Consider the following 22,362-nt stretch of genomic DNA (forward strand, 5'->3'; position numbering starts at 1 on the left):
CATGGGTGCCACGGCGAGCGCGCCGGCGATGGTGGCCAGCCCAAACGTCTTGCGGATGTTCTTCAACTTTCGTCCTTTCGCCGAGCGCGCGCCGAAACAGGCCGTGCGGACGCACGGCCGTGCTGCCTGTCAAGGGCGGGGAGGTTGTCGGGTCGCACCGTCTCGGTCGGGTACGACTGGGGGAGATCGCAGTCGATCTCGCCGGGAAAGTCCGGCGCCGGTGGAGGCGCTACGCCTCCGGTGGCCCACACACACGCTGGTTCGTGATGTTGAGTTATCGGCTTCGCTTTCGAAGCTGTTTGGGACCGTACAAAGCTGGAAACGCAAAGTCATCTCGGGTGACGGTTCAATTGCTGGCAGATCACGAAACGATCACGACGCGATGGTCGAGAGTTCATGCTGGTCGCGGTGATGTTTGACGGCGAAGTCGGGCGGCTAGCGCGTCGCCGCCTGCGTGAGCCAAATCACCAGCTTTTTGTGACCCCCGACACCCTCGCCGCGGCCCTCCCACCGCCGGTTCTCCCACTGCACGCAACCCGCCTCACAGAGTGGCGTGGACCCACGGTTGATCGAGTCGGATCGTCACGGGTATGCCTGCGGCACAACCGAACACGAGTTGTCGCGAGGCCATTCTAGAGAGGCAAGACTTTTATCCGAGACGACCATTCCGCCGACCATTGTGCGGTGGGGTTCGAAGTCAGCCGCGGACATCAACCGCGTCCCGCAGAAGGCACTTTCACGCGAAGGACCCCCAATGATGTTGGCGTGGAGAGCTTTTGAGGTCCGACACGGATACCTGACCGAGTCCCGAAGAGGACCGTCACCGACGAAGCCGTCGTCGCATGTCAACTGTTCGATGTACTAATTAAGCGGCGCGAATTCCGCGTCATCGCGTCGGAATTCAACGTCATTTCTCAGCGAATTTGCTGCGAGAATTTCGGCGGCATCACCGATGACAGGTCGGCCTCGGTGTTGACGTTGGTCAACGCCGGCTGTTCGGCCATCACGATCCGCTGGGTGTCGACCGAGTCCACCAACGCGCGCATGCTGCGCTGGCCCGCGGTGATCAACCCGTCGACCACGTCGTGCAAATCGGTGCGATAGATACCCGCCAGATAGTGGTCCCGGCCATCCCACGGAAGCACGACGTCGACACCGAGCCGCTGTGCGGGACCAGCGAGTGTGTCGACGATGTCGAGGGTCAACTCGGGCATGTCCACTGCGCACACCAGGGCATGCGCGACTCCCGCCTCTGCGGCCGCCCGCAGGCCGCGCCCGGTCGCCAGCAGCGGGCCCACCCCGCGGACCTCGTCGCGCAGCACCGTCGCATCCACCTCGGGCAGTGCCTGGCCGGGTGCGGCGATCACGAAGACGGGCGCGCAGCGGGGGCTCACGATCGACACCATGCGCTGCAACAGCGTCGTCTCACCCGATGGTCCGTCGATCACGACGGCAGCTTTGTCCCGGCCCATGCGGCGGGAAGCGCCTCCGGCGAGGATGACAGCGGCCAACGGCAGCGGTGACGTCACACAGGTGACGTTAGCTCAGCGCGGCGGGCGGATGCCCGAAGAACGATCAGTCGACCGACCAGGTGTCCTTGCCGCGCAGCAGCGCCTGCAGCGCCGCGGTGTCGTGCGCGCGAGCCTCGCGCGCGGCCGTGACCTGCTGGCGCGCCGCATCGTCGTAGGTCGGCTTGCTGACCTTGCGGAAGATGCCCATCACCATGTGGTCGAGGTTCTGCTCCGACAGCCGCGACAGCGCGAACGCATACGCCGGGTCGTCGAGCTCTGCATCGTGCACCACGATCTGGTCGGCGGCGACGTCGGCGGTCTTGGCGACCTCGAGCCCGAAGCCGGACTTGACCACGCAGTACTCCCCGTCGGCGCCGAACGTGATCGGCTCGCCGTGGCGCAGATTGATCAGCCGCTCCTCGGCGCCTTCCTTGCGCAGCGCGTCGAACGACCCGTCGTTGAAGATCGGGCAGTCCTGCATGATCTCGACCAGTGCGGCACCGCGATGCTCGGCGGCGCCGCGCAACACCTCCGAGAGGCCCTTGCGGTCGGAGTCCAACGCGCGGCCGACGAAAGTCGCCTCGGCACCGAGCGCCAGCGACACCGGGTTGAAGGGATAGTCCAGCGAGCCCATCGGCGTCGACTTGGTGACCTTGCCGACCTCGGATGTGGGCGAGTACTGCCCCTTGGTCAGTCCGTAGATCCGGTTGTTGAACAGCAGGATCGTCAGGTTGACGTTGCGGCGCAGCGCGTGGATCAGGTGGTTGCCGCCGATCGAGAGGGCATCGCCGTCGCCGGTGACCACCCAGACGGAGAGGTCCTCGCGCGCCAGTGCCAGTCCGGTCGCGATCGTCGGCGCCCGGCCGTGGATCGAATGGAACCCGTAGGTCTCCAGGTAGTACGGGAATCGGCTCGAGCAGCCGATGCCGCTGACGAACGCGATGTTCTCGCGCCGCAGCCCCAGCTCGGGCAGGAAGTTGCGGATGGTGTTGAGGATGACGTAGTCACCGCAGCCCGGGCACCAGCGCACCTCCTGGTCGCTGGTGAAGTCCTTGGCCTTCTGCGGCTGGTCCGTCGTCGGGACCAGGCTCATCTTCGTCAGCGGCGTCAAGCCGAGGTCGGTGCCCATCACGTCGGTCATGCGTTCACTCCGGTCGCTTCAGTCTCGATGGTGGCCGCAGCCAGCCGCGCGAACTTGGCTTTCTCGTTTTCCTTCTCGGCCAGTGTCCCGTCCAACGCGGAATCGATGATGCTCTCCACCTCGTCGGCCAAGAACGCCATGCCCTCCACCTTGGTCACCGACTGCACGTCGACGAGGAACTGGCCCCGCAGAAGCAGCGCCAGCTGACCGAGGTTCATCTCCGGCACGACCACGCGTGAGTAGCGGCCCAGCACCTCGCCCAGATTCGCCGGGAACGGGTTGAGGTGACGCAGCTGCGCGTGCGCGACCTTGATGCCCTTGCGCCGGGCGCGCCGGCAGGCCTCACCGATCGGTCCGTAGCTGCTGCCCCACCCGAGCATGAGCAGGTCGGCGTCGCCAGTGGGGTCGTCGACCTCCAGATCGGCGACGTCGATGCCGGCGACCTTCTCCTGCCGAAGCCGAACCATCAGATCGTGGTTCTTCGGCTCGTAGGAGATGTTGCCCGACCCGTTGGCCGATTCGAGCCCGCCGATGCGGTGCGCCAGGCCCGGGGTACCGGGGACCGCGAACTGGCGAGCCAGCGTCTCGGGATCGCGCGCGTACGGCTGGAACGACTCGCCTTCCTTGGCGAAGGTGTGCTCGATCGGGGTGAACGTGCTGACGTCCGGAATGCGCCACGGCTCAGAGCCGTTGGCGATAGCGCCGTCGGACAGGATCATCACCGGCGTGTGGTAGTTGATCGCGATACGCACTGCCTCGACGGCGATCTCGAAGCAGTCAGACGGTGAGCGCGGGGCCAGGATGGCCACCGGCGATTCACCGTTGCGGCCGAACATCGCCTGCAGCAGATCGGCTTGCTCGGTCTTGGTGGGCAGACCGGTCGACGGGCCGCCTCGCTGGACGTCGATGACGAGGAGCGGCAGCTCGGTCATCACAGCCAGGCCGATGGCCTCGGACTTCAGTGAGATTCCGGGGCCCGAAGTGCTGGTGACACCGATCGCGCCGCCGTAGGACGCGCCGATCGCCGCGCCGATGCCGGCGATCTCGTCCTCTGCCTGGAACGTCAGGACGTTGAAGTTCTTGTGCTTGGACAACTCGTGGAGGATGTCCGAGGCCGGGGTGATCGGATAGGTGCCCAGCACGACCTGCAGGTCGGCCAGCTGCCCGGCGGTGACGATGCCGTAGGCCAGCGCGGTGTTGCCCGAGATTTGGCGATACTCACCGCTTTTCAGCTTCGCCGGGGCGACCTCGTAGGTGGTGCCGAACGCCTCGGTGGTCTCGCCGTAGTTCCAGCCGGCCTTGAGCGCCAGCACGTTGGCCTCGGCCACCTCGGGTTTGCGGGCGAACTTCTCCCGGATGAACGCCTCGCTGTGCTCGAGCTCGCGGCCGTACATCCACGACAGCAGACCGAGGGCGAACATGTTCTTCGCGCGCTGACCGTCTTTCTTGCTGGCGCCGATCGACTCGACAGCGCCGAGCGTCAGCGTGGTCATCGCGACGGCCTGGACCACGTAGTCCGAGAGCTCGTCGGTCTCCAGCGGGTTGGCGTCGTAGCCGACCTTGGCCAGGTTGCGCTTGGTGAACTCGTCGGAGTTGGCGATGATCAGGCCACCACGGGGCAGGTCGGAGACGTTGGCCTTGAGAGCAGCCGGATTCATCGCGACCAGCACGTCGGGGCGGTCGCCCGCGGTGAGGATGTCGTAGTCGGCGATCTGGATCTGGAAGGACGAGACGCCGGGCAGCGTGCCCTGGGGGGCGCGGATCTCGGCGGGGTAGTTGGGCTGCGTGGCGAGGTCGTTGCCGAACAGCGCCGCTTCCGAGGTGAACCGGTCGCCGGTGAGCTGCATACCGTCGCCGGAGTCGCCCGCGAAGCGAATGACGACTTTCTCGAGCTTCTGCCGGGGCGCGCTCGCACTCACGGTGCCGTTGTCTGCCACTCGCTTGCCTTCCGTGTGCCTTCTCGATGGCCTTCTCGGCCCGTCCGCTCACATGCCCTCCAGTGAGCTTCGGGCGAATGCCCATCGAGTCGCCACCGTCACGGTGCGCCGTCAATGGACACCCGTCAAGAAGTTGGTGTCACTGGCAGTACCGATTATGGCACTGCTCTTAGGGGCGCCTATACCAGGCCCGCAGATGACGCGCAGGTTGCAGTCCGACGAACACCCAGTTCAGACAGCGTCAACGCGGTAGCGGCGGGACACGAATGTGGTTTTCGTCACGTTGTCGGGTCGCGTCGAGAGACGCGACGCCTCTCAGAAAAGGTTACCGATGAGTAGCGATCAGCGAGCGCTACGCGGGCAGGTTGTAGGGGGTGATGACCTGGATGGGTACCGGCCGGGCGATCTCCGCCGGCAAAGCCCCGCGCTCGTGCAGGATCAGCCGCAGGGCCAGCCTGGCGTCGGCGCGCAGATCGTTGTGCAGCACCGCCGACAGCTTTCCCTCGCCCAGCAGGCGGCGATTGTCGGCGTCGAGGTCATGCGCGACGAAGACCCGGCAGGGGCGGCCCAGCTTCTCGAACGCCGCCACGGTCGCGACGTTGCCGCCCCCGACCGAGTACACGGCTTCGATGCCGGGGTTGGCCGCCAGCGCGTCGAGCACCAGCCTCTCATTGCTCGCGTCGATGCCGTCGCTGCCGCTGACCTCGACGATGGTCCGACCGGAGGCGCGCAGCGCCGACCGGAATCCGACCTCGCGCTCCCCCTCGCCGCGGAACACGGCGCGACTGAGGGTGATCAGCACGTCCGAGGGCGACTCCCCCAACCACTGCTGCATCAAGTAGGCCGCCGTGACACCGGCACCGTGGTTGTCGATGCCCACGTAGGCACTGCGCGCGCTGGCCGGTATGTCGGTCGTGTAGGTCACCACCGGCACGCCGGCATCCACCAGTCGGCCTACGGCATCGACGACCTGCGGCTCGTCCTGCGCCTTCAGGATCACGCCGTGGCTGCCGCGAATCCGGGCCAGTGTGTCGACCATCTGCACGGTGGAGCCGGCCTCCCAGAGATGGAAGCGGGCCCGCAGCATGGCCGGCGCGAACGCGGGTAATTCGGCTTCGACGGCGGCCCGAAAAGCATCGGAGAACCTCTGCGGGGTTTGCATGACGACGTCGACGAGGTAGCGCCTGCCGTTCAACCTCAGCTGGGCGCGTTGCTTGTCGAGGTCCGCGATCGCCTGATCGACCTCGGCGACCGTCGTTTCCCGGACACCGGGTCGGCGGTTGAGCACGCGGTCGACGGTCGCCTCACTCAGCCCGCTCTGCTGGGCGATCTCCCGGATCTTGTACCGATGCGCCATCGACGTGGCCCTTTCCTCCCGCGGTTCTGCTCGCCGGGGTGTTCTGAGGTGTTTTTGATGGGTTTTTGCCGTTGATTGCGGTGCGGATCACAGCAAGACTAGCCGTCATGACCACTTCCCTGCACCCCGCGGCATGGCTCGGCGAGGCGGACTGCGATCTCGACGAGTTCCGGGCGCAGATCGAACAGCAGACCGATCCGGCCGACTACCCACATGCCCGCGAGGTGCGCAGCAATGTCCTCGTGTACGCAGCAGACGTCGCGTCCGAGGGTCGGCGCGCACTGCAGGCCGAGGTGATCCGCGCGCTGACCGACGGGCCCGGGGTGGTGGTGTTCGCAGGAGCGTTCACGCCGGACGTGGTAGCCCGCGCCAACGACGCGTTCTTCGCGATCATCGAGGAGGAGCGCCGCGGCGACCGCACCGCAGGTGACCACTTCGGTGCGCCTGGCGCCAACGATCGCATCTGGAATGCGGCACAGAAGCTGGCGCTGCGCGATCCGCACACCTACGCCGACTACTACGCCAACGACGCGCTTGCGCTGGTGTGCCAGGCCTGGCTCGGCCCTCGCTACCAGGTGACCTCGCAAGTCAACGTCGTCAATCCTGGTGGTGCAGCACAGGTTCCGCACCGGGACTATCACCTCGGGTTCGTTCCTGTCGAGCACCTCGAGCAGTATCCCGCCCACCTGCACCGCATGTCGCCGGCACTGACCCTGCAGGGCGCCGTCGCGCACTGCGACATGCCGATCGAGAGCGGCCCGACGATGCTGCTGCCGTTCTCCCAGCGCTTCGCCGGCGGCTACCTGGCTTTCCATCGACCGGAGTTCATCGACTACTTCGCCCACCATCACGTCCAGGTCCCGCTGGCCACGGGCGACGCGGTGTTCTTCAATCCCGCCCTGTATCACGGTGCAGGAGCCAATGTTTCGGGCGACATCCGGCGCATCGCCAATCTACTCCAGGTCAGCTCCCCGTTCGGGCGCGCGATGGAGGCCGTCGACCGCACCGCCATGGTGCGCGCGGTGTACCCGGTGCTGCGCGGGATGCGCGCCGCCGGCCGGCCCGAGCACGAGCTGCACAACGTCGTCATCGCCACCGCCGAGGGCTATGCCTTCCCCACCAACCTCGACAGCGATCCCCCGGTCGGCGCTCTGGCGCCGCGTAGCCAGGTCGACATCCTGGCCGACGCCCTGGACGAGGACCTCACCGACGAACAGCTCGACACCGCGCTGAACGACTACCACGATCGGAGAACACCATGACCACACTGGGCTTGATCGGCCTCGGCCGCATCGGCGCATTCCACGCCGAGACCTTGACGAACCTACCGAACGTGGACCGCCTCGTCGTCACCGACGAGCGGCCCCATGTCGTCGCCGAGGTCGCCGCCAAATATGGTGCCACGCCGGCTGATTCGGTAGCGGCGCTGCTCTCGGCCGGAGTGGACGGCGTCGTCGTCGCAGCGGCGACGCCGGCACATGCGGAGCTGGCACTGGCCGCGGTCGACGCGGGCCTGCCGACGTTCTGCGAGAAGCCGATCGCATCCACCGCGGCCGAGAGCGCCCGCGTGGCCGGCATCATCGCCGGCTCCGGCATACCGGTCCAGGTGGGTTACCAGCGCCGCTTCGACGCCGCGTTCGCAGCGGTCAAGCAGGCCGTCGATGGCGGCTCGCTGGGACGACTGCACACGGTGCGTAGCACCACGATGGACCCCGCTCCCCCGCCGATGGACTACATCCGCGGATCCGGTGGCATCTTCCGTGACTGCGCCGTCCACGATTTCGACGCGATCCGCTGGGTGACCGGTCAGGAGGTCGTCGAGGTGTACGCCACCGGCAGCGTCCAGGGTGACCCGCTGTTCGCCGAGTACGGCGACGTCGACACCGCGGTCATCACCGCGCGATTCGACGGGGGCGCCCTCGGCGTGGTTTCCGCCGCCCGCTACAACGGTCGCGGGTACGACTGCCGGCTCGAGGTGCACGGTTTCGACGACACCATGGTCGCCGGGTGGGACGAGGGCGCGCCGGTCGTCAACGGCGACCCGGGCACCGCGTTCCCGACCGGTCAGCCGCACCACTTCTTCATGGACCGCTTCACCCAGGCGTTCCGGGCCGAGCTCAGCGCGTTCGTCGACGTCGTCGGCGGTGCCCCGATCCGTGGCGCCACCGTCGCCGACGCGGTCGAGGTCGCGTGGATCGCGGAGGCGGCCACCGAATCGCTGCGGCGCGGCGTTGCGGTGTCCATCGACACGGTGAAAAAGGAGGCACAGCAGTGAAACTCGCGGGAGCTCCGATCTCCTGGGGCGTGTGTGAGGTACCGGGCTGGGGCCACCAGCTCGAGCCGGAGCGGGTGCTCGCGGAGATGGCCAGTGCCGGTCTGACCGCGACCGAACTCGGGCCGGAGGGTTTCCTACCGTCCGAGACGGCGGATCTGGTCGCGACACTCGATCGGTTCGGCTTGCAGTGTGTGGGCGGGTTCGTGCCGGTGGTGCTGTTCGACGAGACCCACGACCCGGTCGCCGATCTCACCGGACCGCTCGATTCCCTGGTGGCCGCCGGGGCGGGCGTGGTCGTCCTCGCGGCCGCCACGGGCGCCGACGGGTACGACAGCCGCCCGGAGTTGTCGGAACGGCAGTGGGAGACGCTGCTGACCAACCTGGACAGGCTCGCCGAAGCGGTCGCCGAACGTGGTCTGACCGCGGTGCTGCATCCCCACGTGGGCACGATGGTCGAGAATCGCGCGGAGGTCGATCGGGTGCTCGCCGGCTCGCGTATCCCGCTGTGCCTGGACACCGGGCACCTGCTGATCGGTGGCACCGATCCGCTGCAGCTGGCGCGCCAGGTCCCCCAACGCATCCAGCACTGCCATCTCAAGGACGTCGACGCTGCGCTGGCGGCGCGCGTTCAATCCGGTGAGCTGACCTACACCGACGCGGTCGCTGCCGGGATGTACGTGCCGCTGGGGCAGGGCGATGTCGACATCGCCGGGATCGTGACGGCGTTGCAGGACAGCGGTTTCGACGGGTGGTACGTGATGGAGCAGGACACCATTCTCACTGGGGAACCCGCCGGAGACGGACCGCTCGCCGATGTCCGCGCCAGCGTGACCTTCGTGACGGGAACAGCTGCGGGCGTCTCGGCGTGAGCCTGCGGATCGGCGTTCTCGGCGCTTCTCGGATCGCCGAGAACGCGATCGTCGGCCCGGCCCGCGAGCTCGGTCACCGCCTGGTGGCAGTCGCGGCCCGGGACCCGTTGCGGGCGAAGGCTTTCGCCGACCGGTTCGGCGTCGAGCGGGTTCTCGCCTCCTACCAAGAGGTGATCGACGATCCCGAGGTCGACGTGATCTACAACCCGCTGGCGAATGCTCTGCACGCACCGTGGAACCTGGCCGCGGTCGATGCGGGCAAGCCGGTGCTCACCGAGAAACCGTTCGCCCGGGATCGTGTCGAGGCGGCGCGTGTCGCGGCGGCAGCCGACGCCGCGGGTGTCCCGGTCATGGAGGGCTTTCACTACCTGTTCCATCCGGTGATGCGCAGGGCGCTCCAGGTGGCCGCTGACGGCACCATCGGTGAGCTCGCGCGCGTCGAGGTCGCGATGGGGATGCCCGAGCCGCCAGCTGAGGACCCGCGTTGGTCACTCGACATGGCTGGCGGTGCGCTGATGGATCTGGGCTGCTATGCGCTGCACATCATGCGCCGCTTCGGCACGCCGCGCGTGGCGTCGGCGACGGCGGTGCAACGCACGCCGGGCGTCGATGAGCGATTCGACGCCGAGTTCGTGTTCGACTCGGGCGCAACGGGATTCACGACCAACTCGATGGTCGAGGACGAGTATTCGTTCACCCTGCGGATCATTGGGTCGCATGGCGCGGTATTCGTGCACGATTTCATCAACCCGCGCCGCGACGACCGGGTGACGATCACCACCGCCCAGGGAGAAACTGTGGAACACCTGGGCAACCGCGCGTCGTACACCTACCAGCTGGAAGCCTTCGCCGCCCATGTGGAGAACGGCGAAGCGCTGTTGCTGGATCTCGCCGACGCGCTGGCGAACATGGGCCTGATCGACGACACCTACCTGGCCGCGGGCATGGCGCCGCGCTGATCGGCGTCGACGCTTCTGAGGCTAATCGCTGCCGGTTGGGGTGGCGCCGGCCGTCCGCCGCTCGTGCCATCGGAGCCGCAGTATCAGCAGGCCACGGTGTGCGCGCCACCCCGCCGACAGCGGATCACGCCACACCGGGACGGTCGCCGGTGCCTCGAGTTCCCTGTCCATGTCCACCATTGTGCCGCGAGGACGCGTTACGGGCCCGCCGCAGCGAACGGCGAAACGGTGTCGATCGTGTGAATGTTGGCCGACCAGCTTTTGGCAACGCTGAGGTCAGCGCCGTGCGGTACGACTAGTTTCTCCCTATGCCCAAGCCGTACGACCCCCGGGAGTTGCTCAGCCACGCCGTCAGCGCGGCTCGCGTCGGACTCGACGTCTACAGCTGGACAGGAAAGCAGATCGTCGACGCACTACGGCACAGCCTGGACGCACTCGACGGGACCGAATCGACCCCGACGGCCGACGACGCAGACGCCGATGCCGGCACAGCAGTCGACACCAGAGAGACCGCACCGGATTCGCTCGGCGGCAAACTCACCCATCTGCTGGAGCGCGCGCTCGACCAGAACACCCGAGGGAGCCGGATCGAGTTCTTCCACCGACTTCTCGACCAACTGGTGGCCGACGAGGCCCGCATTCTCGGTGCGCTGTCGGACGGATCCCGGTCGCCCGTCGTCACCATCTCGATCTGGGGCCAGTCGCGGGCGACGACACGCCCTGTGCTCCAGAACGCCTCGCTGATCGGTCGGACAGCCAACGTCGCGCTCCCGGAGATGGTGCCGCAGTACGTCAGTCACCTGCTGTCGCTGGGGCTGGTCGACATCGGGCCGGAGGACCGGGACCTGGAGACGGATTACGAGCTGCTGATGGCCGAGACCGCGGTGCTGGCTGCGATCAAGAACGGCGCCCGTGGGCCCATTCCGGCCAAGGTGGAGCGCTCGACCCTGACACTGTCCGCGCTGGGGGTCGAGTTCTGGGCCGCCGCGACCGGCAATCTCCGGTGATGACGGCCACTCACCAGGCAATCGCCAGCTGGAGCGAGATCACCACCGATGTCTCGAACTACTGGTGGATCTACCTGTCCATGCCGCTCATCGCCGCATTCGTGGGCTGGAGCACCAAGCTGGTCGCCGTCGAGATGCTCTACCGACCGCTGGATTTCACAGGGTGGGGGATCTTCGGCTGGCAGGGGATCGTCCCCCGTCGCGCGGGCAAGGTCGGCTCGACCACCATCCACCTGCTGACCTCGAATCTGCTGAAACCGGAAGAGCTTCTCGACCGGTTCGACGTCGACGAGGCATTGGATCGGCTGCAGGTACCGCTCAACGAGGCGATCGAGGAGATCATCCGGGACCTCGCCGAGGAGGTACGACCCGGGCTCTGGGACAGCCTCCCCGAAGCGGGCCGCCGTGCCGTACGCGACCGCATCGTCGGTCAGATCCCAGCGCTCACCCAGAATCTGATGACCGAGATCAAGTCCGATCTTCCCCGATATCTCGACATCCAGTTCCTCGCTGTGACGACCCTGGTGCGCAACAAGGAGAAGCTCGTCAAACTGATGCGCAGCGTCAGCACCGACGCCATGGCCTTCGTCCGCCGCAGTGGCATCTACTTCGGGTTCTTCATCGGCCTGGTCCAAATGGTGGCGTGGGCCCTGTTCCAGAACCCGTGGATCATGCCGGCTTTCGGATTCGCGGTCGGATTCATCAGCGACTACATCGCTCTCAACATGCTGTTCCGACCCATCTATCCGCGGAAGTACTTGGGCTTCTACACATTTCAGGGTCTCCTGCATGCGCAGCGGGAGAAGATCACCCGCGACTACGCCAAGATCCTGGCCGACGACCTGTTCGCGCCCGACATCCTCTTCGACGCACTGATCACCGGCCCCGGCTCGGACAAACTGTTCGCCCTCGTCGCTCGTGAGATCGAGGGCGCGATCGACAGGCAGGCCGGTGGCGTCGCCGCTCCCTTGGTCGCGCTGACGGTGGGCACCAAGCGATACCGGGCCATGAAGGACCGGGTGGTGGCCCTGGTGCTCGAGCGGCTCCCGTCGACGTTGTCGGAAGCGCAGGGCTATGCGGCCGAGGTGATCGACCTGGAGAACACGATCATCGACAAGATGAGCCGGCTCACCAACGAGGAGTACGAGTCCATTTTGCGGCCTGTGTTCAAAGACGACGAGCCGTTGATGATCGCCGTGGGTGCGGTACTCGGCGGCGTGGTCGGTGAAATCCAGGTGCAGATCATCGAACTCGTCACCCGCTGAGCCACGCCCCGTCAGTGAGCGTCGGCGAAGCGCTCCGCCAGCCCGGACAGCGTGGACTCGATACCCTGGGCGTTCTTCTTGTGGTAGCCCATCACCTCGATGACGATCGGCAGCTTCGCGGTGGAGTAGTCGAAGGTCTCGGTCACCTTGGTCACGCCCGGACCGACGGGAGCGAGTTCCCAGCGCCACCGGTGTCCCAGCGGGTGCTGCCATTCGACGACGTGGTCGTCCTCCACCGCGGTGGCGGTCGAGGTGATCGCGTAAGGCACCCCGAACTGCTTCATACCGACCGTGAACTTATCGCCCTGCTGCAGCCGGTGCGGCCCCTTGACCTGGGTGTCGCGCACGGTGCCCGATCCGTCGATCTCGTGGTGGCGGTGCGGGTCCACCAGCAGCGCGAAGATGTCCGCCACGGCGGCGCTGACCTGCACGCTGCGGCTCACGGTGTGCGGACCGGCGTCTTCTGTCTTGACGGGTGTCGTAGTAGCCATGACGCCGTCATACCCACGTGCTCCGCCGGCCAATCGGCCGGCGGAGCATCGAGTACGGGCACGTCAGCCTTTGGCGCCCCGCAGCTCGTGGGACAGCGCCTCGAGCTCGTCGCCGCCGGCCATCTCCTGCGTCAGGTGCTCCAGGGTGATGTCGTCATAGGTGCAGTCGAGCTTCTGCCGACCGCGGTTGAGCAGCACGAAGTGGTCTCCGACCATGTGGGCATGATGCGGGTTGTGGGTGATGAACACCACGCCGAACCCGGCCTCCTTGGCCGCGGTGATGTATTTGAGCACCACCCCGGACTGCTTGACCCCCAAAGCCGCCGTGGGCTCGTCGAGGATCAGGACCCGCGCGCCGAAGAACACGGCACGGGCGATCGCCACGCACTGGCGCTGGCCGCCCGACAGCGAGCCGATCGGTACATCGACGTCGGGCAGGTCGATGCCCATCTTCGACAGTTCCGTCAGAGTGGTCGCCCGCATCGCGTTGGCATCCAACGTGAACGGGAACGACTTGCGGCGCAGCTCCTGACCGAGGAAGAAGTTGCGCCACACCGGCATCAGCGGAACCACGGCGAGGTTCTGGTAGACCGTGGCGATGCCTTTGCCCAACGCCTCGGCCGGTGAGGAGAACTTCGTGGGCTCGCCGTCGACGAGCAGTTCACCCTCGGTCTGCTGGTGCAACCCCGCGATGATCTTGATCAGCGTCGACTTGCCCGCACCGTTGTCGCCGAGGATGCCGGTCACCTCACCGGCGTGTACGCGAAGGCAGATGTCCGCCAGGGCGGTGATGTTGCCGTAGGACTTGCCGACGTTGCGCAGCTCGACCAGCGGAACTTTTCCCCCGGAAGGCGCGTCGCTGCTTGGCTTTTCCATGGAAATGGTCATCTCGTCACTTCTTTGCGGCGTAGTTGCGGAAGGCGTTGTTGGCGATCACCGCGAACAGCAGCATCGCGCCCAGGAAGAACTTGAACCAGTCAGGGTCCCAGCCGGCGTAGACGATGCCCTGATTGGTCATGCCGAAGATGAACGCGCCGATCGCGGCCCCGATGGCGGTGCCGTACCCGCCGGTCAGCAGGCAGCCACCGATGACGGCGGCGATGATGTAAAAGAACTCGTTGCCGATGCCCTGACCGGACTGCACGGTGTTGAACGCGAACAGCAGATGCATGCCGACGAACCAGGCGCAGAATCCGACGAACATGAACAGGCCGATCTTGACTTTGGTGACCGGAACGCCCACGGCGCGAGCACTATCCGCGTCGCCACCGACGGCGAATATCCAGTTGCCGATCCGTGTCTTGAACAACACCCAGGTTGCGATCGCGGTGAAGATCAGCCACCACACGACGGTGATGCGGATGCTGACACCGAACAACGTGAACGACGAGGCGAAGACTTTCTGCGCCGAGGCGAACCCGGACATGTCGCTGACGCTCTGAGTGGCCACCTGTCCGGCGACGAGCTTCGTGACGGCCAGGTTGATGCCGGCCAACATGAAGAACGTGCTCAGGGTGATCAGGAAGCTGGGGATCTTCGTCCGCATCACCAGCCAGCCGTTGAAGAAGCCCACGGCCAGCGAAAGGATCAGTGCCAGAGCCGAACCCACCCACAGGTTGAGGTGCAGGTTGTAGGCGAGCATCGACGCCGCGAGCGAGCTGAAGGTGACGGCGACACCCGACGAGAGGTCGAACTCGCCACCGATCATCAGCAGCGCCACGCCGCACGCCATGATCCCGATCGTGGAGCTGGCGTAGAGAACCGTGGCCAGTGATGCGGCCTCGCGGAACGGCGCGGCGACGACGAGGAAGAAGACGAAGATGCCGATCGCGCCGATGCCGGCGCCCATTTCCGGACGGATCAGTATGCGTTGCAGCCGGTTCCGTTCCTTGACCCGTTCGTCGCGCACCACCTTGTGGCTGCCGACGTCGAGCGCCTCCTGAGTTGTCATCAGAATTTCCTCCTCTTCGCGCAAGCATCCCCTGCCCTTCGGGCGTGGGCCCACATCATCGGGTCCCGCCCTTGGCGTAATCAGCCACCGCGTCGATGTTCGACTTGTCGATGAATGCCGGCCCCGTCAGGGTCGGCTGTCCGCCGCCGATGACGTTGCCGTTGGTCATGTACAGCCACAGCGAGTCGACGGCGAGGTAGCCCTGCAGGTAGGGCTGCTGGTCGATGGCCCACTGCACGGTGCCGTCCTGGATGGCGCCCACCAGAGCGGCGTTGGTGTCGAAGGTCCCGATCTTGGCCTTGCTGCCGGCGTTACCGGCAGACTGCACGGCCGTCAACGCGAACGGGGCGCCCAGGGTGACGACGTAGTCGACGGCGGGGTCCTGCTGCAGCTTGGCGGTGATCGTGGACTCCACCGACGGCATGTCCTTGCCGTTGACGTTCAGCGTCTCGGTGGCGGGGAACTTGTCCTTGACACCGGCGCAGCGGGATTCCAGACCGACGTGGCCCTGCTCCTGGATCACGCAGATCGCCTTCGTGGCACCCTCGGAGGTCAACCGCTCACCGACGGCCTGCCCGGCGATGAACTCATCCTGCCCGAAGAACTCTTTGACGCCCATCGCGCTCCAGGCATCCGCGCCGGCATTGAACGCGACCACCGGGATGTTCTTGGCCTCAGCCGCTTTCACCGCGGCCTGCATCGCGTCGGGTTTGGCCAGCGTCACGGCGATACCGTCGACGCCGCTGTCCACCGCGGTCTGCACGAGGTTGGCCTGGCCGGGCGCCTCCGGGTCGTTGGAGTAGCGCAGTTCGATGTTGTCCTTCTTGGCCGCAGTCTCGGCGCCCTTGCGGATGAGATCCCAGAACGAGTCACCCGGCACCTCGTGGGTGATCATCGCGATCGTCTTGCGCGGGGTGTCGACGGTGCCACCACCGCCGCCGCCCTCGCCCGCACCGGCGGGCTTCCCGCCCGTCGACGAGCACGCCACGAGTCCGATCGCCAGAACGCCGGTCCCGGCGAGGGTCGCGAGCCGCTTGAACGTCATCACATCTCCTTGTTTTCTACGTCGTCGGGACGATGCGGCGCCGGACGTCTGCGAGGATGTGCCGGGCGCCACGCCTCGTCCTTGATGTAATACGGCTCACAGCCGAAAGTCAACACTTTGTCCTGACATTAGGACTGCATGTCATAGTGTGGGCGTCGCTACTGCGACGAAAGGGGTGCCGCCATGACCTTCCAGCTATCCGTCTGCGCAGAGATGGTGTTCCGTGATCGTCCGATCGTCGAACGTGTCGCGCGGATTCACGAGCGCGGTTTCGCCGCGGAGATCTGGAGTTGGCACGACAAGGATCTCGCTGCGCTGGCCCGCACCGGTGCCACCTTCACGTCGATGACCGGCTACCTGCACGGAGATCTGATCGACCCCACGACGTGCGACGAGGTGGTGCGCACCGCCCAGCAGAGCCTCGACGCCGCGGCGACACTGGGCATCACACGACTGAATCTGCACACCGCTGAACTGGTGGACGGTGACGCCGCGCGTCCCCGCGCGCGGGCCACCGGGCAGATGTGGCTGACGGCCGCCCGCACCCTGGAACGTCTCGGCGAGTTGGGCGCCGCAGCCGGCGTGACGTTCGTGGTGGAGAACCTGAACACCATCGTGGATCACCCCGGCGTGCCTCTGGCCCGCGCGAAAGACGTTCTCGCGCTTGTCGAAGGTGTCGCACATCCGAACGTGAAGATGATGCTCGACCTCTATCACGCTCAGATCGGCGAGGGGAATCTGATCGAGCTACTGCGCCGGTGCGGTGACGCGATCGGCGAGATCCAGGTGGCCGATGTACCCGGACGATGCGAGCCGGGCACAGGCGAGATCAACTACCCCGCGATCGCCAGGGCGCTGCGCGAGATGGGCTACACGGGCACGATCGGCATGGAGGCGTGGGCGTCAGGCGCCGGCGAGGCAGGGAGCGAGACCGCACTCGATGCATTCGGCGCGGCGTTCCGCTGACGTCTCAGCGGTCGACGAGCGTGGTGTCGAAGTAGTAGCGCGACGCGCGATAGCCGTGATTGCCGAACTCGACCGCGGCGCCGGAATCGTCGAATGCGGTGCGCGCCATCGTCAGCAGTGGCGCATTCGGCTTCTCGTCGAGCAACTGCGCCTCGGCGCGGGTGGCGCCGCGTGCGCCGATCCGCTGGCGCGCCAACCGAATGTGCACGCCGCGCGCCCTCAGCGACTGGTAGAGCCCGCTCTTCTCGAGTTCCTCAGCGGCCGGGGCGATTTCGATCGGGAGATGATTGGTCATGACGGCGAGCGGTTCACCGTTGGCGCAGCGCAACCGGTGGATCGACACCACCTCGCGGTCGTGCGACAGGTTCAACTCACGTGCGACGTCCTCGTCGGGCGGCCCGACGCGGTAGTCGAGCAGCGTGGTGGTGGGTTCCTGTCCCCCGCGCGCGAGATCGTCGAACAAGCTCGTCAGCTCGACGCGGCGATGCACGGGGTTCTGGACCACCTGGGTGCCGACACCGCGCTTGCGAACGAGCAGACCCTTGTCGACGAGTTCCTGAATGGCCCGCCGCGTGGTCGGCCGCGACAGCGCGAGTCGCTTGGCCAGCGCGAGCTCGTTCTCGAAACGGTCCCCCGGAGCCAGTTCGCCGTCGCGGATCGCAGCTTCGATCGCCTGCGCCAGCTGGTAGTACAGCGGCACAGGACTTGACCTGTCGAGCTCCACGGTCAGCGGCACGTCGACTCCGATCTCGAGTTTGCCGGACGAGCGCAGCCTAACATCGAATGGCAACAAGATAGAATGTCAGGACAAAGTCTTGACTTTGCGCCGTGACCCGAGGCACAGTCGTAGGCAGCCACCCACACCCTTCTCGTCGGAGTGACTTGTGATGAATTCTCAGCCCTACGACGTCCTCGCCATCGGGCGCAGCGGCGTCGACGTATATCCCCTACAGGTCGGCGTCGGCCTCGAGGACGTCGAGACGTTCGGCAAATTCCTCGGAGGCAGCGCGGCCAACGTCGCCGTCGCCGCAGCCCGACTCGGCAACCGCACGGCATTGATCTCCGGAGCGGGTGACGATCCGTTCGGCCGTTTCGTGCGCGCCGAACTCGAACGCCTGGGAGTCGACAATCGCTTCGTCGCCACCCACGACGAGTTCCCGACGCCGGTCACGTTCTGCGAGATCTTCCCGCCCGACGATTTCCCGCTGTACTTCTACCGCAAGCCGAGTGCACCCGATCTGCAGATCACCGTCGACGACATCGACGCCGACGCGGTGCGCGGTGCCCGCCTGTTCTGGGCAACGGTGACCGGTCTGTCCGAAGAACCCAGCCGCAGTGCGCATTTCGCCGCGTGGGCGGCTCGGGCGCGTAGACCGCTGACGGTTCTGGACCTCGACTACCGGCCGATGTTCTGGGACTCCCCCGCCGCGGCCACCGAGCAGGTCCGCGCAGCGCTGGCGCACGTCACCGTCGCCGTCGGCAACCGCGAAGAGTGCGAGATCGCCGTCGGCGAGTCGAATCCGCACAAGGCGGCCGACGCGCTGCTCGACCTCGGCGTGGAACTCGCCATCGTGAAGCAAGGGCCGCGCGGTGTGCTCGGCAAGAGCCGCCGCTCGTCGGTGACAGTGCCTCCGAACGAGGTCGACGTCGTCAACGGTCTGGGCGCCGGTGACGCCTTCGGCGGCAGTCTGTGCCACGGGTTGCTGCACGGCTGGCCGCTGGAGAAGACGCTGCGCTACGCGAACGCCGCGGGCGCCATCGTCGCCGGACGCCTCGAGTGCTCGACCGCCATGCCGACGGCCACCGAGGTCGCCGAACTGGCCGAACAGACCGCTGTGGAGGCCGTCAATGTCTGATGGGCTGTGCCGGGACTACCCGGCGATCACCGATCTGCGCGCCACCGATCCCGGTGCCGTCTCGCGGGCGTGGCAGAACCGCACCGCCCGGCCCACGATGCGCGGCAACGGTCGGCTGATGATCGTCGCCGCCGACCATCCCGCCCGCGGCGCCCTGGCCGTCGGCTCGCGCCCGACCGCGATGAACAGCCGCACCGATCTGCTCGACCGCCTGCGCGCCGCGCTGGCCGACCCCGGCGTGGACGGGGTGCTGGCCACCGCCGACATCCTCGACGACCTGCTGCTGCTCGGCGCCCTCGAGGACAAGGTCGTGTTCAGCTCGTTCAACCGCGGCGGGTTGGCCGGCTCGTCGTTCGAGCTCGACGACCGGATGACCGGCGCCACGGCGGCATCCACCGCAGCCGCGAAGATGAACGGTGGAAAGATGTTGTGCCGCATCGATCTCGACGACCCGGGCACCGTCGCCACGCTCGCGGCCTGCGCCCAGGCCGTCGACGAGCTCGCCGCTCACGGCCTGATCGCGATGCTCGAGCCCTTCATGTCGTCGCGGGTGAACGGCAAGGTCCGCAACGACTTGTCGCCGGACGCGGTCATCAAGTCCGTGCACATCGGACAGGGCCTCGGCTCGACGTCGGCCTACACGTGGATGAAGCTGCCCGTCGTCGACGAGATGGACCGGGTGATGGAGTCGACGACCATGCCCACCCTGCTGTTGGGCGGGGACCCGACGGATCCGGACGAGGCGTTCGCGAGTTGGGAGAAGGCCTTGGCCCTGCCGTCGGTGCGCGGCCTGATCGTCGGCCGAACCCTGCTCTACCCGCCCGACGACGACGTCAGCTCCGCCGTCGCGACCGCGGTGGCGATGGTTCGATGAACTCGAAACTGTACATTCCGGCGGGCAGCGCGACGGCACCGTTCACCGTGGCGATCACCCCCGAAGACGCCGGCTGGGCTGAATCATCGCTGCATGTCGTCGATCTCGGGGACGGCGCCGAGGTGACGCTGAGCACCGACGACACCGAAGTGATGATCCTGCCCCTCGCCGGCGCCGCCACCGTCGCGTGCGGCGGTGAGGTGTTCACCCTGGCGCCGCGCGTCTCGGTCTTCGATGGCCCCGCCGACATGGTCTACCTGGGCATCGGCCAGCGGTACACCCTCTCGGGCCGCGGCCGGATCGCGATCTGCGGCGCCCGCGCGTCCACGTCCTTCCCGAACCGCCGAGTGGCCGCGGCCGACGTGCCTGTCGAGTTACGGGGCGCCGGCAACTGCAGCCGGCAGGTGCACAACTTCGGCACCGCAACGGCTTTCGAGGCCGATTCGCTGATCGCCTGCGAGGTGATCACCCCCGGGGGCAACTGGTCGAGCTACCCGGCGCACAAGCACGATGAGAACACCGACGTCGAGACCCAGCTGGAAGAAATCTACTACTTCGAGATCGACGACAGCCCTGCCGGCACAGCAGGATTCGGCTACCACCGGGTGTACGGCACCACCGAACGCCCCATCGAGGTCCTCGAGGAGGTCCGCACCGGTGACGTGGTGCTCGTCCCCCACGGGTATCACGGGCCGTCCATCGCCGCGCCCGGACACCACATGTACTACCTCAACGTGATGGCCGGTTCGGGCCCGACCCGAGCGTGGCTGATCTGCGACGATCCTTCCCACACCTGGTTGCGCGGCAGCTGGGAGCACCAGGAGATCGACCCCCGCCTTCCGTTCACCCCCAGTCGAGGAGAGTGATCCGTGGTTTCCACCGCGCCGAAGTCGACCGAGAAGCTCGCCGACACGGAGCCGACCGTACGTCTCACCGTCGCCCAGGCGACCGTGCGCTTCCTGGCCAACCAGTACGTCGAGCGAGATGGCCAGCGGCACAAGTTCTTCGCCGGATGCCTGGGCATCTTCGGCCACGGCAACGTCGCCGGTATCGGGCAGGCGTTACTGCAGGACGAGATCGACGCCCACGAGACCGGTGTCGAGCCCGGCCTGAAGTACGTACTCGGCCGCAACGAGCAGGCGATGGTGCACACCGCGGTCGCCTACGCGCGTCAACAGGACCGGTTGCAGGCGTGGGCCGTCACCGCCAGCATCGGCCCCGGCTCGTCGAACATGCTCACCGGTGCCGCGCTGGCCACCATCAATCGCCTGCCCGTTCTGCTGCTGCCGTCAGACACCTTCGCCACCCGGGTGAGTTCGCCTGTGCTGCAGGAGCTGGAGCTGCCCAGCAGCGGCGACGTCACGGTCAACGACGCGTTCAAACCACTCTCGCGTTTCTTCGATCGGGTGTGGCGCCCCGAGCAGCTGCCCGCCGCCCTGCTCGGCGCGATGCGGGTCCTCACCGACCCTGCCGAGACGGGTACTGCGACGGTGTCCCTCCCCCAGGATGTCCAGGCCGAGGCCCATGACTGGCCGGAATCTCTTTTCGCCGAACGGATCTGGCACGTGGCCCGCCCGGTACCCGAACGTTCCGTGATCGCCCGCGCCGCCGAGGTGATCCGGTCGGCACACAAGCCGCTGATCGTGGCCGGCGGCGGCGTCATCTACTCGGGCGCGAACGACGCGCTGGCCGAGTTCGCCACGCGCACCGGTATCCCGGTGTGCGAGAGCCAGGCTGGCAAGGGCTCCCTGCTCCACGAGCATCCGCAGTCGGTGGGCGCCGTCGGTTCCACCGGCACGACGGCAGCCAACGCACTCGCCAGTGACGCCGATGTCATCATCGGAATCGGCACCCGCTACAGCGATTTCACTTCCGCATCGCGCACGGCATTCAACAACCCCGACGTGCGATTCGTCAACATCAACGTGACGTCCTTGGACGCAGTCAAACAGGGCGGCATCAGCGTGGTCGCGGACGCGCGGGAGGCGCTCGTCGCTCTGTCCGAAGCCGTCGGTGACCACACCGTCGGTGACGACTACCGCACCCGCACAGCCGAATTGATGGCGGAGTGGAACGACACGGTGTCGCAGGTGTTCCGAACCTCCGACGACGTCGCACTCAACCAGAACCAGGTGATCGGGCTGGTGAACACGTTGTCGGACCCGCGTGATGTGGTGGTGTGCGCGGCCGGATCGATGCCCGGAGACCTGCACAAGCTGTGGCGCATGCGTGATCGCAAGGGCTACCACGTCGAATACGGCTACTCGTGCATGGGATACGAGATCGCCGGCGGCATCGGCGTGCGGATGGCAGCCCCCGATCGCGATGTGTTCGTGATGGTCGGCGACGGTTCCTACCTGATGATGGCCACCGAGATCGTCACCGCCGTTCAAGAAGGCGTCAAGATCATCCCGGTCCTGGTGCAGAACCACGGGTTCGCGTCGATCGGCGGGCTGTCGGAATCGCTGGGCTCGCAGCGGTTCGGCACCGCCTACCGGTACCGCGGACACGATGGCCGGCTCGACGGCGACACCCTGCCCGTCGATCTCGCCGCGAACGCCGCGAGCCTGGGCGCCGACGTCATCAAGGTGACGACAGCCGCCGAGTTCACCGACGCGGTCAAGGTCGCCAAGGCCGCCGATCGCGTCACCGTGATCCACGTCGAGACCGATCCGCTGATCTATGCGCCCGACAGCCATTCCTGGTGGGACGTACCGGTCAGCGAGGTGTCGTCACTGGACTCCACGCAGCAGGCCTACCAGCGCTACGCGGACTGGAAGAAAGTCCAACGGCCGTTGATCAAGCCGTCCTGATCCAGGCGGGAGTCTGCGCGCGCTCACCGAAACGTCATGGAGTCG

Annotated in this window: 21 protein-coding genes; 11 read left to right on the forward strand and 10 right to left on the reverse strand. The window is 66.8% G+C overall.

All coding sequences use genetic code 11. The features are described 5' to 3' along the window. Nucleotides 1-914 precede the first annotated feature (914 nt). The 4 genes from mobA to ACZYYX_RS25515 form a co-directional block, all read right to left on the reverse strand. On the reverse strand, nt 915-1,529 hold the full coding sequence (gene mobA / locus ACZYYX_RS25500) for a molybdenum cofactor guanylyltransferase (protein ID WP_463817538.1): 615 nt from the start codon (nt 1,527-1,529) through the stop codon (nt 915-917). A gap of 46 nt (nt 1,530-1,575) precedes the next feature. Continuing rightward, nucleotides 1,576-2,652 carry a 2-oxoacid:ferredoxin oxidoreductase subunit beta gene (locus ACZYYX_RS25505; protein WP_463817539.1) on the reverse strand — a complete coding sequence of 359 codons (1,077 nt, stop codon included), beginning with the start codon at nt 2,650-2,652 and terminating at the stop codon, nt 1,576-1,578. After that, a complete protein-coding gene (locus ACZYYX_RS25510; protein WP_463817540.1) occupies nt 2,649-4,589 on the reverse strand; it encodes a 2-oxoacid:acceptor oxidoreductase subunit alpha in 1,941 nt (646 codons plus the stop codon). Before ACZYYX_RS25510 ends, ACZYYX_RS25505 begins: the two co-directional genes overlap by 4 nt. A gap of 352 nt (nt 4,590-4,941) precedes the next feature. After that, complete coding sequence (locus ACZYYX_RS25515) at nt 4,942-5,946, reverse strand: LacI family DNA-binding transcriptional regulator (protein ID WP_463817541.1); 1,005 nt, start codon at nt 5,944-5,946, stop codon at nt 4,942-4,944. Between the two features lie 107 nt (nt 5,947-6,053). Between ACZYYX_RS25515 and ACZYYX_RS25520 the strand changes: the two genes are divergently transcribed. The 4 genes from ACZYYX_RS25520 to ACZYYX_RS25535 are packed head-to-tail and all read left to right on the forward strand — an operon-like array spanning nt 6,054 to nt 10,049. Beyond that, complete coding sequence (locus ACZYYX_RS25520) at nt 6,054-7,208, forward strand: phytanoyl-CoA dioxygenase family protein (protein ID WP_463817542.1); 1,155 nt, start codon at nt 6,054-6,056, stop codon at nt 7,206-7,208. Then, the gene (locus ACZYYX_RS25525; protein WP_463817543.1) at nt 7,205-8,221 is read left to right on the forward strand and encodes a Gfo/Idh/MocA family protein; all 1,017 of its coding nucleotides are present in this window, start codon (nt 7,205-7,207) and stop codon (nt 8,219-8,221) included. Before ACZYYX_RS25520 ends, ACZYYX_RS25525 begins: the two co-directional genes overlap by 4 nt. After that, nucleotides 8,218-9,090, forward strand: a complete 873-nt coding sequence (locus ACZYYX_RS25530) for a sugar phosphate isomerase/epimerase family protein (RefSeq protein WP_463817544.1) — start codon at nt 8,218-8,220, stop codon at nt 9,088-9,090. Before ACZYYX_RS25525 ends, ACZYYX_RS25530 begins: the two co-directional genes overlap by 4 nt. Then, entirely contained in the window at nt 9,087-10,049 is a 963-nt protein-coding gene (locus ACZYYX_RS25535) for a Gfo/Idh/MocA family protein (RefSeq protein ID WP_463817545.1), read from the forward strand. Before ACZYYX_RS25530 ends, ACZYYX_RS25535 begins: the two co-directional genes overlap by 4 nt. Nucleotides 10,050-10,070: 21 nt before the next feature. Here the strand turns inward: ACZYYX_RS25535 and ACZYYX_RS25540 are convergent, their stop codons facing one another. Next, nucleotides 10,071-10,220 carry a hypothetical protein gene (locus tag ACZYYX_RS25540; RefSeq protein WP_463817546.1) on the reverse strand — a complete coding sequence of 50 codons (150 nt, stop codon included), beginning with the start codon at nt 10,218-10,220 and terminating at the stop codon, nt 10,071-10,073. 137 nt (nt 10,221-10,357) lie between these two features. Here ACZYYX_RS25540 and ACZYYX_RS25545 point away from each other — a divergent pair, with 137 nt between their 5' ends. Together ACZYYX_RS25545 and ACZYYX_RS25550 are read left to right on the forward strand one after the other, a co-directional pair. Next, nucleotides 10,358-11,056 carry an Abi-alpha family protein gene (locus tag ACZYYX_RS25545; RefSeq protein ID WP_463817548.1) on the forward strand — a complete coding sequence of 233 codons (699 nt, stop codon included), beginning with the start codon at nt 10,358-10,360 and terminating at the stop codon, nt 11,054-11,056. Next, nucleotides 11,056-12,321 carry a DUF445 domain-containing protein gene (locus tag ACZYYX_RS25550; protein WP_463817550.1) on the forward strand — a complete coding sequence of 422 codons (1,266 nt, stop codon included), beginning with the start codon at nt 11,056-11,058 and terminating at the stop codon, nt 12,319-12,321. Before ACZYYX_RS25545 ends, ACZYYX_RS25550 begins: the two co-directional genes overlap by 1 nt. Nucleotides 12,322-12,332: 11 nt before the next feature. Here the strand turns inward: ACZYYX_RS25550 and ACZYYX_RS25555 are convergent, their stop codons facing one another. The 4 genes from ACZYYX_RS25555 to ACZYYX_RS25570 all read right to left on the reverse strand — a co-directional run bounded on the left by ACZYYX_RS25555 (nt 12,333) and on the right by ACZYYX_RS25570 (nt 15,808). Next, nucleotides 12,333-12,812, reverse strand: a complete 480-nt coding sequence (locus tag ACZYYX_RS25555; protein WP_463817551.1) for an SRPBCC family protein — start codon at nt 12,810-12,812, stop codon at nt 12,333-12,335. A gap of 63 nt (nt 12,813-12,875) precedes the next feature. Next, nucleotides 12,876-13,700 (reverse strand): ATP-binding cassette domain-containing protein, encoded by an 825-nt coding sequence (locus ACZYYX_RS25560; protein WP_463817553.1) that lies wholly within the window; start codon nt 13,698-13,700, stop codon nt 12,876-12,878. A gap of 4 nt (nt 13,701-13,704) precedes the next feature. Beyond that, nucleotides 13,705-14,763 carry an ABC transporter permease gene (locus ACZYYX_RS25565; RefSeq protein ID WP_463817554.1) on the reverse strand — a complete coding sequence of 353 codons (1,059 nt, stop codon included), beginning with the start codon at nt 14,761-14,763 and terminating at the stop codon, nt 13,705-13,707. Between the two features lie 55 nt (nt 14,764-14,818). Further along, nucleotides 14,819-15,808, reverse strand: coding sequence for a substrate-binding domain-containing protein (locus ACZYYX_RS25570; protein WP_463817557.1), 990 nt, complete (start codon nt 15,806-15,808; stop codon nt 14,819-14,821). Nucleotides 15,809-15,991: 183 nt separating this feature from the next. Here ACZYYX_RS25570 and ACZYYX_RS25575 point away from each other — a divergent pair, with 183 nt between their 5' ends. Then, on the forward strand, nt 15,992-16,774 hold the full coding sequence (locus tag ACZYYX_RS25575) for a TIM barrel protein (protein WP_463817558.1): 783 nt from the start codon (nt 15,992-15,994) through the stop codon (nt 16,772-16,774). A 4-nt stretch (nt 16,775-16,778) separates the two neighbouring features. Here the strand turns inward: ACZYYX_RS25575 and ACZYYX_RS25580 are convergent, their stop codons facing one another. After that, on the reverse strand, nt 16,779-17,510 hold the full coding sequence (locus tag ACZYYX_RS25580) for a GntR family transcriptional regulator (protein ID WP_463817773.1): 732 nt from the start codon (nt 17,508-17,510) through the stop codon (nt 16,779-16,781). Nucleotides 17,511-17,661: 151 nt separating this feature from the next. On the opposite strand from ACZYYX_RS25580, the gene iolC reads away from it, so the two are divergent. From iolC to iolD, 4 genes are read left to right on the forward strand one after another with little or no spacing between them, the layout of a single operon-like run. Next, on the forward strand, nt 17,662-18,630 hold the full coding sequence (iolC, locus tag ACZYYX_RS25585; protein WP_463817559.1) for a 5-dehydro-2-deoxygluconokinase: 969 nt from the start codon (nt 17,662-17,664) through the stop codon (nt 18,628-18,630). Further along, nucleotides 18,623-19,504 carry a Cgl0159 family (beta/alpha)8-fold protein gene (locus ACZYYX_RS25590; RefSeq protein WP_463817560.1) on the forward strand — a complete coding sequence of 294 codons (882 nt, stop codon included), beginning with the start codon at nt 18,623-18,625 and terminating at the stop codon, nt 19,502-19,504. Before iolC ends, ACZYYX_RS25590 begins: the two co-directional genes overlap by 8 nt. Continuing rightward, nucleotides 19,501-20,370: a 5-deoxy-glucuronate isomerase gene (gene iolB / locus ACZYYX_RS25595; RefSeq protein ID WP_463817561.1), complete on the forward strand. Its 870-nt coding sequence runs from the start codon at nt 19,501-19,503 to the stop codon at nt 20,368-20,370. Before ACZYYX_RS25590 ends, iolB begins: the two co-directional genes overlap by 4 nt. 3 nt (nt 20,371-20,373) lie before the next feature. Beyond that, a complete protein-coding gene (gene iolD / locus ACZYYX_RS25600; RefSeq protein WP_463817562.1) occupies nt 20,374-22,317 on the forward strand; it encodes a 3D-(3,5/4)-trihydroxycyclohexane-1,2-dione acylhydrolase (decyclizing) in 1,944 nt (647 codons plus the stop codon). The last annotated feature ends 45 nt before the right edge of the window (nt 22,318-22,362 follow it).

It is taken from the genome of Mycobacterium sp. IDUB_1 (assembly GCF_055419625.1).